The sequence below is a fragment of the Micromonospora sp. NPDC005172 genome (assembly GCF_040608555.1).
GTDB lineage: Bacteria > Actinomycetota > Actinomycetes > Mycobacteriales > Micromonosporaceae > Micromonospora.
The window spans coordinates 174,443-187,419 of sequence record NZ_JBEXIL010000002.1 but is presented as its reverse complement, the minus strand read 5'-3'; the positions used below and the strand labels follow the sequence as shown (position 1 = coordinate 187,419).

The window sequence follows — 12,977 nt, the reverse complement described above, 5'->3', positions numbered from 1 at the left end:
CGGCAGCAGCCGGACAGGCGCACGAGTTGCGTGGCCGGGTGACCCCCCGGTGCCGACGCAGACACGACAGGGAGAGACCGATGGCAAAGGGCGACCCCGGGGGCACCACCCGCAGCAGGCGGGCAGCTTCCCGCTCCAAGAAGGGCGCGACCGGCGATCCCGAGCTGGTGCAGCTGCTCACCCCCGAAGGCGAGCGGATCGACAGCGCCACCGGGCCGGACGGCACCGAGTACCGCGTCGACTTCTCCGACGAGGAGTACCGCGGGCTCTACCGCGACCTGGTGCTGGTCCGCAAGTTGGACGCCGAGGCGACCGCGCTCCAGCGGCAGGGCGAGCTGGGCCTCTGGGCCAGCCTGCTCGGCCAGGAGGCCGCGCAGGTCGGCTCCGGACGCGCGCTGCGGACCCAGGACATGGCCTTCCCGACGTACCGGGAGCACGGGGTCCTCTACTGCCGGGGCATCGATCCGATCATGCCGCTCGGCCTGTTCCGCGGCGTCGACCAGGGCGGCTGGGACCCGAACGAGTTCAAGTTCAACATGTACACGATCGTCATCGGCGCGCAGACCCTGCACGCGACCGGGTACGCCATGGGCATCACCATGGACGGCAAGGTCGGCACCGACGACGGCGAGGCCGCGATCGCCTACTTCGGTGACGGGGCGACCAGCCAGGGCGACGTCAACGAGGCGTTCGTCTGGGCCAGCGTGTTCAACGCGCCGCTGGTCTTCTTCTGCCAGAACAACCAGTACGCGATCTCCGAGCCGCTGGAGCGGCAGACCCGCGTCCCGCTCTACCAGCGGGCCGCCGGCTTCGGCTTCCCCGGCGTACGGGTGGACGGCAACGACGTGCTGGCGTCGTACGCGGTCACCCGCACGGCGCTGGACAACGCCCGGCACGGGCAGGGCCCGAGCCTGATCGAGGCGTACACCTACCGGATGGGCGCGCACACCACCTCCGACGATCCGACCCGCTACCGGATCGCCAGCGAGGTGGAGTCGTGGCAGGCGAAGGACCCGATCCTCCGGGTCCGGACCTTCCTGGAGAGGCAGCAGATCGCCGACGCGGCCTTCTTCGCCGAGGTCGACGAGCAGGCCCGCCGCGAGGCGGTACACCTGCGCGAGCGCGTACTCACCATGCCCGACCCGGAGCCGGTGACGATGTTCGACCACGTCTACCCCAACGGGTCGCCGCTGCTCGACGAGCAGCGTGCGCAGTTCAACCGCTACATGGAGTCGTTCGAGGGGAGCGCCCACTGATGGCCACGGAGACGCTCACCCTCGGCAAGGCCCTCAACACCGGCCTGCGCCGCGCCCTGGAGACCGACCCCAAGATCATCATCATGGGCGAGGACGTCGGCAAGCTCGGCGGCGTCTTCCGGATCACCGACGGGCTCCAGAAGGACTTCGGTGACCAGCGGGTGATCGACACCCCGTTGGCCGAGTCCGGCATCATCGGCACCGCCGTCGGCCTGGCCATCCGCGGCTACCGGCCGGTCTGCGAGATCCAGTTCGACGGCTTCGTCTACCCCGCGTACGACCAGATCGTGTCGCAGGTGGCGAAGATGCACTACCGGTCGGGCGGCAAGCTCAGCATCCCGATGGTCATCCGAATTCCGTTCGGTGGCGGCATCGGCGCGGTGGAGCACCACTCCGAGTCGCCGGAGGCGTACTTCGCGCACACCGCCGGCCTGAAGGTGGTGTCCTGCGCCAACCCGCAGGACGCGTACGTGATGATCCAGCAGGCCATCGCCTCGGACGACCCGATCGTCTTCCTGGAGCCCAAGCGGCGCTACTGGGAGAAGGGCCAGGTCGACCTGGACGCGCCGCTGTCCGACGCGTACCCCCTGCATTCGGCCCGGGTGGTGCGGCCCGGCACGGACGCGACGGTGCTGGCGTACGGCCCGATGGTCCGCACGTGCCTGGAGGCGGCGACGGCCGCCGCCGAGGACGGCCGGGAGTTGGAGGTCATCGACCTGCGCACGCTGTCGCCGCTGGACCTGGGCGCGGTGTACGAGTCGGTGAAGCGCACCGGACGCGCGGTGGTGGTGCACGAAGCGCCGTCGAACATCGGTCTGGGCGCCGAGCTGGCCGCGCGGATCACCGAGGAGTGCTTCTACTCGCTGGAGTCGCCGGTGCTGCGGGTGACCGGGTTCGACACTCCCTACCCGGCCGCTCGGGTGGAAGAGGAATACCTGCCCGACCTCGACCGGGTGCTCGACGCTGTCGACCGCACCTTCGGCTGGTGAGTGACATGTCCCGGATCAAGACGTTCAACCTGCCCGACCTTGGCGAGGGGCTGACCGAGGGCGAGATCCTGGCCTGGCTGGTCAAGGTCGGCGACACGATCGAGCTGAACCAGCCGATCGTCGAGGTCGAGACGGCCAAGGCGGCGGTGGAGATCCCGGCGAAGTGGGCCGGGCAGGTGCAGGCCATCCACCACCCGGAGGGCACCACGGTCGAGGTCGGTACGCCGATCATCGCGATCGACACCGACCCGGGCGCGGGCCCGCTGGACACCCCGTCCACCACGGCCACGCCCGACGGTGACCTGCCCACTCCGTCGGCGGCGTCGCTGGCGGCGGTGGAGGTGGCACCGGCCGAGGGCATGATCGAGCCCGGCCTGATCGGCGGTGCGGCCCCGGGCGGGCGGACAGCGGTGCTGGTCGGCTACGGCCCGCGTACGACCAGCGCGAAGCGCCGCCCCCGCAAGGGCGCCGTTCCGGCGCAGACCGCGACCACCGTGGCCCCCGCTGGGGTCGATCATGGAGTTGTGGTGGGTGACAAGCCGGCTGGTACCCCCACGATCCCGGCACCACACGTCCATGATCGACGCGGCGGGGCGGTCGGGGCAGTCGCGGCGGGGGTGTTGGCCAAGCCACCGGTGCGCAAGCTTGCCAAGGATCTCGGGGTCGACCTGCGGACGCTGACCGGGTCGGGGCCGTTGGGCTCGATCACCCGGGAGGACGTACAGCAGGCGCTGAGCGGGGCCACGGCGGCGGCCGAGCCGATCATCGCCACCTCGACCGCGACGAGCGCCGCGAGCTTCGGCGCGGACCGTGAGCAGCGCATCCCGGTCAAGGGGGTCCGCAAGCTCACCGCCGAGAACATGTCCCGCTCGGCGTTCACCGCCCCACACGTGACGGAGTTCCTGACCGTCGACGTGACCCGGGGGATGAAGGCCCTGGAGCGCCTGCGGGGCCGGCGGGAGTGGCGCGACGTACGGGTCTCGCCGTTGCTCCTGGTGGCGAAGGCCGTGCTGCTGGCCGTCAAGCGTCACCCGATGGTCAACTCGACCTGGGCCGGCGACGAGATCGTGGTCAAGGAGTACGTGAACCTCGGCATCGCGGCGGCCACCGAGCGCGGTCTGATCGTGCCGAACGTCAAGGACGCCGGCCGGCTCCCCCTGCGGGAGTTGGCGGACGCGCTGAACAACCTGGTGCAGACGGCGAAGTCCGGCCGCACCTCGCCCGCGGACATGTCGGGCGGCACCCTGACCATCACCAACGTCGGGGTGTTCGGGGTGGACACCGGGACGCCGATCCTGCCGCCGGGTGAGTCGGCGATCCTCGCCTTCGGCGCGGTGCGGGAGATGCCCTGGGTGCACAAGGGCAAGGTCAAGCCCCGTCAGGTCACCACGCTGGGGCTGAGCTTCGACCACCGGATCATCGACGGTGAGCTGGGCTCGAAGTTCCTGCGCGACATCGGGGACTTCCTCGCCGACCCCGAGGCGGCGCTGCTCGCCTGGACCTGACCGGTCCGCAACGCCAGCCACGGCCGGTGTGCCACGGGTTAACGCCCGGCACACCGGCCGTGTCCGTTGGGCGACGGAACCGTCGGCGGCGAGCCCTGTTGACCTTTGATTGTTAGGCAGGTGTCTCAGCTCACCTCATAATCGATGGAAGTTGGCCGGCTTCTGCTGTTGAATAGACACATCAGGGGCCGACAACCGAATAGCCAGGGGGACCCAGCAATGAGCAGCATGATCGAGCGAATCCGCAACCACCGCGACGCCAACCGCCGCGCGCGTGCCATCGAGCACGCGCTGCGCTCGGCGACTTCGCCGGCCGTTCGCGAGGAGCTTCTCGTCATCGCCCAGCGTCACATGAGCTGACGCTCCACGACTTTCCTCACCTCCTCCAGATCGATGGCCCACCCGGCTCACCGGGTGGGCCATCGGCATTCCGCCCGCAGTTCACACCGGGACGCCAGCACGTGACACCGGGATTCCGCCCTGCCGCAGCGCCCGGTACGGTGGGCTTCGGTCGCCGCCCGCCGGCCCGGCCGACGCCGAGCCGATAGAAGCTGCTCGACGCCAGCCGGCGACGGGCAGTGACGACCGGTGCTCCTTGGACGCCCCAAGGGGCCACCGGATACGGTGCGGGGAGCCGGCACGGCGGTACGCCGGTGACGCCGGCAGCCATGCCGAGGAGACGATCGGCACCGGCGGCCGACATGTGATGGAGGAGGCGCACCCATGACGTCCGAGGGCCCGCACCGTCCCGGCCAGGAGCCGGACGAGGTGTCGCCGGGCGCCGGCGGACCGGCGCCGTACGGCGACCGCCCGGCGCAGCCGGACAACGGCTACAACGCCACCGGCCCCGACCTGGGCTGGGCACCACCCCCGCCACCCGCCCGGCCGAACCCGTCCTGGGCAACCCAGGCCGAGCAGCAGCCGAATCCCGCCTGGGATGCGGCCGCCGCACCTCAGCTCAGCGATCCCGCGCAGCCCGCGTGGGCCGCCGGTGGTCCATCCGAGCCGGCCCAACCCGCCCAGTGGACTCCGCCGCAGCAGGGCTGGACGCCGCCCGAGCAGGCCGCCCCCGCCTGGCCCGCCGCCTCTGCCGAGCAGCAGCCCGACTGGGCGCAGGCCCAGCCGGCCGCGCGAGGCGCAGCCCAGGTGCCCCCGGCCACCACCGCGTGGCCCGCCCAGGACGACCCGTCCCGCTCCGGCGGATGGGCAGCCGGCGCAGGCCAGGCCAGCCCGCCGGCCCCGGAGTGGCACCCCGAGCCGGCGCAGCCCGCCGGCCGCGCTGGCGTACCCGCCCAGCAGGACGACCCGTCGGGGTCGGGCGGCTGGGCCGTCGGAGCGGCCGCGGCACGGGAGGACCAGCCCGTGTGGACGCCGGCCGAGCAGGCACCCCAGACCTGGGGCCAGCCCGCCGAGCAGGCGTCTCCTGGCTGGGCGCAGGCCGAGTCGGCCGGGGCGCGCGGCGCGGCCCAGGTCCCGGCCGCCAACTGGCCGGCGCAGGACGATGCCCCGCAGCCCACGACGTGGGGCGGCGCGGAGAGCCGTCCGCAGCAGCCGGACTGGGTGCTCCCGCCCCAGGACCAGCCCGCCGAGCGTCCGGAACCGACCGCATGGCCCCAGGCCGAGCAGTCCGGCCCCGCGTCCGCCCGGGCCAGCGTCAGCGTGCCCAGCAGCGACCCGACGCCCGGGTGGGCCGCCGCCGGCCCGGACAACCCGCCGCAGGCCAGCCCTGGCGTCGCGGCAATCGAGCCGTGGTCACCGGGCGAGGTGTGGGGCCGCGCCGAGGCGGAGGCCTCCGCACAGGCACGCGGCGGCTGGGACGCCGACCGGGGCGACGAGCCACCGGTCTACCAGCCCGCACCCGCACCCGGCATCTCACCCGCCAACGCCGTGCCGCTGCCCCCGCAGGAGCAGCGCGTACCGGGTGCCAGCCTCGCCGCCGCCCCGCCGGCCGACTTCGTGCCCTCGACGCCGTACGCCCCGATCCCTGAGCAGCCGGCATACCCCGAGCGGGACACCCCGGACGCCGCCGAGCCCGCCGCCTGGGGCCGCGCCGAGGAGGCGTCGGCGGGTGCCGCCGTGGTGCCTTCTCCGCGTACGTCCCCGGAGGCCGGCGCGGGCCGCGCGGTCGTACCGGTGTCGGACGCCGAATCGGCCGCCGGAGCGGCGGGCCGTGCCTCCGCGAGCGCCTCGGTGCCGCTCGCCAGCCGGGTGATGCCCCCGACCGACCAGGCCATGCGGCCGGCCAGCGCCGCCACGCCCCAACCCCGGGTGTACGGCCGTCCGGCCCGGCCCGAGGACGACGAGCCGGAGCAGGCGGGCCCGGAGGCGTTCCAGGCCGACCCGAGCCCCGAGCACCCGGGCATGCCCGACTGGCAGCAGGACGCCGGCCGTTCGAGCGCACCGGACTGGCAGCAGGACGCCGGCCGCCCGAGCACCCCCGACTGGCAGCAGGATGCCCGCCGCCCGGCCGCACCGGACTGGCAGCAGGCGCCGGAGCGCCCGAGCATGCCTGACTGGCAGCAGGACGCCGGTCGCCCGAGCGCACCGGACTGGCAGCAGGCGCCGGAGCGTCAGGGTCCGCCGGACTGGCAGAACGGGTCGGAGCGGCAAGGCTTCCCCGGTTGGGGCGACGACTCGCAGTCCGACCGGTCGTCCGCGCCCAACGCCTTCGGTGAGCCCTCCGCGGCCGCCGCCGCGCCGCCGGCGTTCCCGCCCGGTGTGCCCTCCTTCGTCGACGCACCGGGCAACAACCGGCCGGTGAACGGGGTTCGGCCGCAGTCCGGCGGTGAACGTCCGGCCGACCCGTTCGGCCCGGGTGCACCGGCCTCCGGGGCCGCTGCGGTGAGCGGCGCTGCGGGCTTCGGCGGGCCGCCCGGCGAGCAGGCACCGGGCGCGCAGTTCCCGGCCTTCCCGCCGCCGCAGTCCGCGCCGGCCTGGGGCCAGGAGGCCACCGGATCGGACCAGGGACGGTTCGACGCGTTCAAGCCGGACGCGGAGGAGGAGCCCAAGGCCGAGCCGCCCGTGCCGAAGGTGCGCAACGGACGGGTTCTGGCCGCGGTGCTGATCGCCGCCGTGCTCATCCTGGCGGTGCCGCTCGGCCTGCTGATGCTGCTCGGCAAGTTCGGTGGGGCGGACAAAACGCCGGCCTTCGACCCTGCGGTCGGCACCTGCGTCAAGCAGGTCGGCCAGGGCGCCTCGGCGGTGAACTGCACCGAGGCGGGGGCGTTCACGATCGTCTCCAAGGTGGATGCGAAGGACAAGTGCGCCGACCCGGCTCAGCCCCACGTGGTGCTGCCCGGCGAGGGCACCAACCGGGTCCTCTGCCTCAAGCCGGCCACCAAGTAGGACCTCCGACGGCGGGGTCACGGGCAACCGTGGCCCCGCCGCTCCGTGTCCGGGGCCCAACGCATGATCCGCTGACGCTGAGCGGTTTGGGGCGGTGCCCGTGGCCAGGGCTGCGGGGCGTGGCAGGCTGGCAGGCATGGGAACGACAGCGCGCGTACGGGCACCTGAGCTTCGGGGCCGGCAGTGGCTCAACACCGGCGGCAAGGACCTGACCCTGCAGGACCTGCGCGGCAAGATCGTCCTTGCCGATTTCTGGACCTTCTGCTGCATCAACTGCCTGCACGTACTCGATGAGCTCCGCCCGCTGGAGGAGAAGTACGGCGACGTGCTCGTCGTGATCGGCGTGCACTCGCCGAAGTTCGAGCACGAGAAGGACGCCGACGCGCTGGTCGCCGCCGTCGAGCGGTACGGCGTGCACCACCCCGTACTCGACGATCCCGACCTGGACATGTGGCAGCAGTACGCGGCCCGGGCCTGGCCGACCCTCTCGGTGATCGACCCCGAGGGGTACGTGGTGGCCACGATGGCCGGCGAGGGTCACGCCGAGGGTCTGGCCCGGCTGATCGACGAGCTGATCGCGACCCACGAGGCCAAGGGCACCCTGCACCGCGGTGACGGGCCGTACGTCCCGCCGCCGGCGCCGGAGACGGCACTGCGCTTCCCGGGCAAGGCGGCGCTGCTGCCGGACGGCAACCTGCTGGTGTCCGACTCGGCGCGGCACTCACTGGTCGAGGTGTCCCCGGACGGCGAGACGCTGGTGCGTCGGATCGGCTCGGGCGAGCGGGGTCGGGCCGACGGGCCGGTCGGCTCGGCGACCTTCTCCGAGCCGCAGGGCCTGTGCCTGCTGCCCACGCACGTCGCCGAGGTGGCCGGTTACGACCTGGTGGTCGCCGACACCGTCAACCACCTCCTGCGCGGCGTACGGCTGGAGTCCGGCGAGGTGGTCACCGTGGCCGGCAGCGGGCGGCAGTGGCGCGCCTCGGTCGACGACCACGCCCACGACGCGCTCTCGGTGGACCTCTCGTCCCCGTGGGACCTGGCCTGGTACGACGACAAACTGATCATCGCGATGGCGGGTATCCACCAGCTCTGGTGGTTCGACCCGATCAAGCGGACCGCCGGCATGTACGCGGGCACCACCGTCGAGGCGCTGCGTGACGGGCCGCTGGCCGAGGCCTGGATGGCGCAGCCGTCGGGGCTCTCCGTCTCGGCCGACGGCTCCCGGCTCTGGGTGGCCGACAGCGAGACCAGCGCGATCCGGTACGTCCAGAACGGGGTGCTGGGAACCGCCGTCGGGCAGGGCCTGTTCGACTTCGGGCACGTGGACGGGCCGGCCGAGTCGGCACTGCTCCAGCACCCGCTGGGCGTCTGTGCGCTGCCGGACGGCTCGGTGCTGATCGCGGACACGTACAACGGCGCGGTGCGCCGCTTCGACCCGGCCAGCAACCAGGTGTCCACGGTCGCGGACGGGTTGGCCGAGCCGAGCGACCTGGTGCTCACCCCGTCCGGTGAGGTGCTGGTGGTGGAGTCGGCCGCGCACCGGCTGACCCGACTCGCACCCGGCGCGCTGTCTGCGGCTGGTGCGAGCACGGTGGACGGCCCTCGGCACCGTACCGAGCGCAAGCCGACCGACGTGGCGGCGGGCGAGGTCACGCTGGACATCGTCTTCACCCCCGCGCCGGGGCAGAAGCTCGACGAGACGTTCGGGCCGTCGACCCGGCTGGTGGTGTCGGCGTCCCCGCCGGAGCTGCTGCTCGACGGCGGTGGCACGGGCACCGAGCTGTCCCGTCGGCTGGTGCTCAACGGCGACGTGACCGCCGGGGTACTCCAGGTCACGGCCCAGGCGGCGACCTGCGACACGGACGTCGAGCACGCGGCCTGCCATCTGACCCGGCAGGACTGGGGAGTTCCGGTACGCGTGGTCGACGGTGCCGCGACCCGGCTGCCCCTGGTGCTGCGCGGCCTCGACGCATAGGGCAGCGGGCTCGACGCCCGGCGCTCAGGCGAACGGCGCCACCGTGACGCCGGCGTCGATCAGGCTGGCGCGTACCAGCTCGGTGGCGGACACCGCGCCCGGAGTGTCGCCGTGGACGCAGATCGACTCGACCGGGCAGGGGATCACGGTGCCGTCCACTGCCACGACGGTCCGTTCGGTGGCCATCCGTACCGCCCGGGTGGCCACCTCCTCCGGGTCGCTGATCAGCGCCCCGGGCGTGCCGCGCGGCACCAGCGACCCGTTGGGCAGGTAACCGCGGTCGGCGAAGGCTTCGGCGACCACCGGCAGGCCCGCGCCGACGGCAAGTTGGGCGAGTGTCGAGCCGGGCAGGCACAGCACCGGCAGGTCGGGATTGTGGCCGCTGACGGCGGCGACCACCGCCGCCGCCTGGGACTCGTCGGTGGCGGCGGCGTGGTACAGCGCGCCGTGCGGCTTGAGGTATCGCACCCGGGTGCGAAAGAGCCGGCAGAACGCGTCCAGGGCACCCAACTGGTAGGTGATCTCGTCGCGTAGCTCGGCGAAGTCGTACGCGATCCGCCGCCGGCCGAAGCCGGCCAGGTCCCGGTAGCCGACCTGCGCGCCCACCGCGACGCCGTGCCGTACCGCGCCCTCGCAGACCCGCCGCATCGTCGACGGGTCACCGCCGTGGAAACCGCAGGCCACGTTGGCGCTGGTCACGAGGGCCAGCAGCGCGTCGTCGTCGCCGAGCCGCCAGATGCCGAATCCTTCGCCGAGGTCAGCGTTGAGGTCCATAAAATCTGACGGTAGTACCTGGCCGGGCCTGCGCGAGCGGGGTCACGTCGGTGACCATCCCGATGACCGGGTATCCGCCGGTGGTCGGATGATCGGCGAGGAAGATCAGCGGTTGGCCGTCCGCCGGCACCTGCACCGCGCCGAGCACGATGCCCTCGCTGGGCAGTTCGCCGGCCACCGCGCGGGGCAGGGCCGCGCCGGCGAGCCGCGCGCCGACCCGGTTGCTGACCGGGCTCACGGTGTACGCGCTGCCGAACAGCCGGTCGAGCGCGGTCGGAGTGAACCAGTCGTCGCGGGGACCGAGGCGTACGGCCAGGCGCAGTTCCGGCGCGGGTGGCACGCCGATGGTCACGTCCACCGGCGCGGGCTCTCCGGTCGGTGAGCCGAGCGGAAGACGGTCGCCGTCGCGCAGCGGGGCCGGGCCGAGCCCGGAGAGGGTGTCGGTGGCCCGGCTGCCGAGCACCGCTGGCACGTCGATGCCACCGGCCACGGCCAGCCAACTCCGTACGCCCCGACGCGCCGAACCGACGCGCAGCACCGTGCCGGCGGGCACGCTGAGCGGGCGTCCGGTGTCACCCACCCGCTTCCCGGCCCGGACGGTCACCTCCGCGCCGGTGATGGCGACGGTGGTGGCGCGGGTCAGCCGCAGCGCGCAGCCGGTCAGTGTGATCTCCAGGCCGGCGGCCTCCTCGGTGTTGCCGACCAGCCGGTTGGCGAGCCGCAGGGCGGCCGGGTCGAGAGCGCCGGACCGGGGTACGCCGAGGTGCGCCCAGCCGGGCCGGCCGAGGTCCTGCACAGTGGTGAGCGCCCCGGCACGCAGCACCTCGATCTCGGCGTCACCTGTCATGCCGCCACCATCCGCACGCGGGTGCCGGGACCGAGCCGGGCGGGCGGGTCCTCGTCGACGTCGAAGAGGGCCAGGTCGGTCCGGCCGACCAGCAGCCAGCCGCCGGGGGACGGGCTGGGATAGATGCCGGCGTACGGGCCGGCCAGGGCGACCGAGCCGGCCGGCACCCGGGGGCGCGGGGTGGGCAGCCGGGGCAGCGCCAGCTCGGCGGGGAGCCCGGTCAGGTAGGGGAAGCCGGGGGCGAAGCCGCAGAACGCGACCCGGAACGGGGTGCCGGTCAGGCGGCGCAGCACCGCCGGCACGTCGACGCCCCAGTGCTCGGCGACGACCGGCAGGTCCGGCCCGTCGAACGCAACCTCCACGAAGATCTCCGCGCCTGCCCCGTGCGTCGATCTTGCAGTTTCTGCCGTCGACATGACCCGATCAGGCCGTTCTGTCGGGACAGAAAGTGCAAGATCGGCGGAGTGGGCGCGGGTGGTTTCGCGCGCGGCGGCGGTGACCGTGGGTGCCCAGCGGGACAGCAGGGTGGCGGTGGCGGCGGGGTTTGGTAGCCCGTCGAGCAGGACGGTGTTGGCCGCCGGGACGATCTCGACCGCGGTCAGGTCTCCGCGTTCGCGGCGCTGCCACAACTCGGCCCGCCAGGCCTCGACCAGGTGAGCCGCGGGCAGTCCGGTGGAGGCGTCGCACTCGATCAGAAGGGCGTGCGCCCCAACGGGCCGAATCCGCATCGCCTCATCTTCACCGACAGACGTCGTTTCCACCCCTCGCGATCTTGCACTTTCTGTGGCGGCAAAAGGAGCTATCCACTCATCTCAACCACCGAAACTGCAAGATCGGCGCGTGCCATGCGTCACCGACGGGACTACTTGAAAGTAACCTACGGTGCCGTAACCTGAGGTCGTGACGACTTCCGCCCCGCTTCGCCTGAAGCCGGTCGACATCGGCAAGCCCCGGATGCGCGGCTGGCTGCACACGTACGCCTTCTTCGTCGCCCTGGTTGCCGGCATCGTGCTCTGCTCGATCGCTGCCAGCCGACCGGGCTGGGCACCCCTCGTGAGCTGCGGCATCTACAGCCTGACGGTCTGCGGGCTGTTCGGCACCAGCGCCCTCTACCACCGTCGGGTGTGGTCGGAGCGCGGCTACCAGGTGATGCGTCGCATGGACCACTGCATGATCTTCGTGTTCATCGCCGGCACGTACACCCCGCTGTGCGCCATGCTGCTCTCGACCCGGCAGGCCACCGTCATGCTGGCCCTGGTCTGGGGTGGGGCCCTGGGCGGTGTGGCGCTGAAGCTCGTCTGGCCCCACGCGCCGCGCTGGGTGTCCGCGCCGCTCTACCTGGCGCTCGGGTGGGTCGCGGTGGCCATGCTGCCGGACATCCTGCACGGCGGCGGCGTCGCGGCGTTGGTCCTGCTGATCGTCGGTGGTGCCATCTACAGCGTCGGCGCGGTGTTCTACGCCCTGCGCCGACCCAACCCGTGGCCGACGGTGTTCGGCCACCACGAGTTCTTCCACGCGTGCACGCTGCTGGCCGCGCTGTGCCACCACGTCGCGATCTACTTCGCGCTGTTCGCCTGAGCCAGTCCGTTCCGGCGAGCCGTCGGACAGCGACCCAACTGCGCCCGGCTGCCGGGGCGACCGGGGCGACCGGGGCGCCGCAGGATGGTTGTTGTGTCCTTTGCTCTGCTTCAACCCAGGAAGCGCTCGGCGTCCGATAATCGGACACCGCCTGTTTCCTCTGTTGAAGCAGAGCAAAGGACGCCTGCGGCAGTGTCGCCCTGCCGCCCGACCCGCCCGACCCGCCCGACGCGCCCGACCCGCCCAACGTGCCCGACCCGCCCGACGCGCCGCTGCTGCCACCGATGCCGCGACTCTGTCGCGCCGCGCAGACGCGAGAGCCGGGGCACCGCCACGCTGCGGACCCCGGCTCTCGCGCGGTACAGGTCAGACCGGGCGACCCGGCCGACGCACCTCGCGGTACTCCTGCACGACCTGGTCGCCCTGGACCGGCACCACCCGGTCGACCACCACGGCGTCCTCGCGGACCGGCGGGGCGACCACGGGACGACGCCGGCTGTTCCAGAAGTAGAGGGTGGTGAGCAGGCCGGCGACACCGGCGAGCATCAGCACCCAGCCGACCACGGCCAGGTTCAGCCATCCCAGATCGGCCTCCACGGCGAATGCGAAGATCGCGCCCAGCGCGATCAGGAAGATGCTGGCACCAATACCCATGTCTCGCTCCTCGGCTCTCAACCTGGCGTACGGCCCGCCGCGGCCGTTGGTAGC

Annotated in this window: 11 protein-coding genes; 7 read left to right on the top strand and 4 right to left on the bottom strand. The window is 72.9% G+C overall.

Annotated features, from left to right (window positions below; all coding sequences use genetic code 11):
* Nucleotides 1-80: 80 nt before the first annotated feature.
* The 6 genes from pdhA (at nt 81) to ABZV06_RS02145 (ending at nt 9,070) form a co-directional block, all read left to right on the top strand.
* Nucleotides 81-1,256, top strand: coding sequence for a pyruvate dehydrogenase (acetyl-transferring) E1 component subunit alpha (pdhA, locus tag ABZV06_RS02170; RefSeq protein WP_355245447.1), 1,176 nt, complete (start codon nt 81-83; stop codon nt 1,254-1,256).
* Entirely contained in the window at nt 1,256-2,245 is a 990-nt protein-coding gene (locus tag ABZV06_RS02165) for an alpha-ketoacid dehydrogenase subunit beta (RefSeq protein WP_355617832.1), read from the top strand. The genes pdhA and ABZV06_RS02165 overlap by 1 nt, the downstream gene beginning before the upstream one ends.
* Complete coding sequence (locus ABZV06_RS02160; protein ID WP_355617829.1) at nt 2,242-3,750, top strand: dihydrolipoamide acetyltransferase family protein; 1,509 nt, start codon at nt 2,242-2,244, stop codon at nt 3,748-3,750. Before ABZV06_RS02165 ends, ABZV06_RS02160 begins: the two co-directional genes overlap by 4 nt.
* A gap of 219 nt (nt 3,751-3,969) precedes the next feature.
* The gene (locus ABZV06_RS02155) at nt 3,970-4,110 is read left to right on the top strand and encodes a hypothetical protein (protein WP_355245438.1); all 141 of its coding nucleotides are present in this window, start codon (nt 3,970-3,972) and stop codon (nt 4,108-4,110) included.
* Between the two features lie 363 nt (nt 4,111-4,473).
* On the top strand, nt 4,474-7,095 hold the full coding sequence (locus ABZV06_RS02150) for a hypothetical protein (protein ID WP_355617827.1): 2,622 nt from the start codon (nt 4,474-4,476) through the stop codon (nt 7,093-7,095).
* 136 nt (nt 7,096-7,231) lie between these two features.
* A complete protein-coding gene (locus ABZV06_RS02145; RefSeq protein ID WP_355617824.1) occupies nt 7,232-9,070 on the top strand; it encodes an NHL domain-containing thioredoxin family protein in 1,839 nt (612 codons plus the stop codon).
* Between the two features lie 24 nt (nt 9,071-9,094).
* On the opposite strand, the gene ABZV06_RS02140 is transcribed toward ABZV06_RS02145, so the two are convergent.
* From ABZV06_RS02140 to ABZV06_RS02130, 3 genes are read right to left on the bottom strand one after another with little or no spacing between them, the layout of a single operon-like run.
* A complete protein-coding gene (locus tag ABZV06_RS02140; protein ID WP_355245429.1) occupies nt 9,095-9,844 on the bottom strand; it encodes a 5-oxoprolinase subunit PxpA in 750 nt (249 codons plus the stop codon).
* Nucleotides 9,828-10,691 (bottom strand): biotin-dependent carboxyltransferase family protein, encoded by an 864-nt coding sequence (locus ABZV06_RS02135; protein WP_355617821.1) that lies wholly within the window; start codon nt 10,689-10,691, stop codon nt 9,828-9,830. The genes ABZV06_RS02140 and ABZV06_RS02135 overlap by 17 nt, the downstream gene beginning before the upstream one ends.
* Nucleotides 10,688-11,419 carry an allophanate hydrolase subunit 1 gene (locus tag ABZV06_RS02130; RefSeq protein WP_355617818.1) on the bottom strand — a complete coding sequence of 244 codons (732 nt, stop codon included), beginning with the start codon at nt 11,417-11,419 and terminating at the stop codon, nt 10,688-10,690. Before ABZV06_RS02130 ends, ABZV06_RS02135 begins: the two co-directional genes overlap by 4 nt.
* A 172-nt stretch (nt 11,420-11,591) precedes the next feature.
* On the opposite strand from ABZV06_RS02130, the gene ABZV06_RS02125 reads away from it, so the two are divergent.
* Entirely contained in the window at nt 11,592-12,269 is a 678-nt protein-coding gene (locus ABZV06_RS02125) for a hemolysin III family protein (RefSeq protein WP_355245420.1), read from the top strand.
* 366 nt (nt 12,270-12,635) lie between these two features.
* Here ABZV06_RS02125 and ABZV06_RS02120 read toward each other — a convergent pair whose 3' ends face one another.
* The gene (locus ABZV06_RS02120) at nt 12,636-12,923 is read right to left on the bottom strand and encodes a DUF6458 family protein (protein ID WP_355245417.1); all 288 of its coding nucleotides are present in this window, start codon (nt 12,921-12,923) and stop codon (nt 12,636-12,638) included.
* Nucleotides 12,924-12,977: the final 54 nt, after the last annotated feature.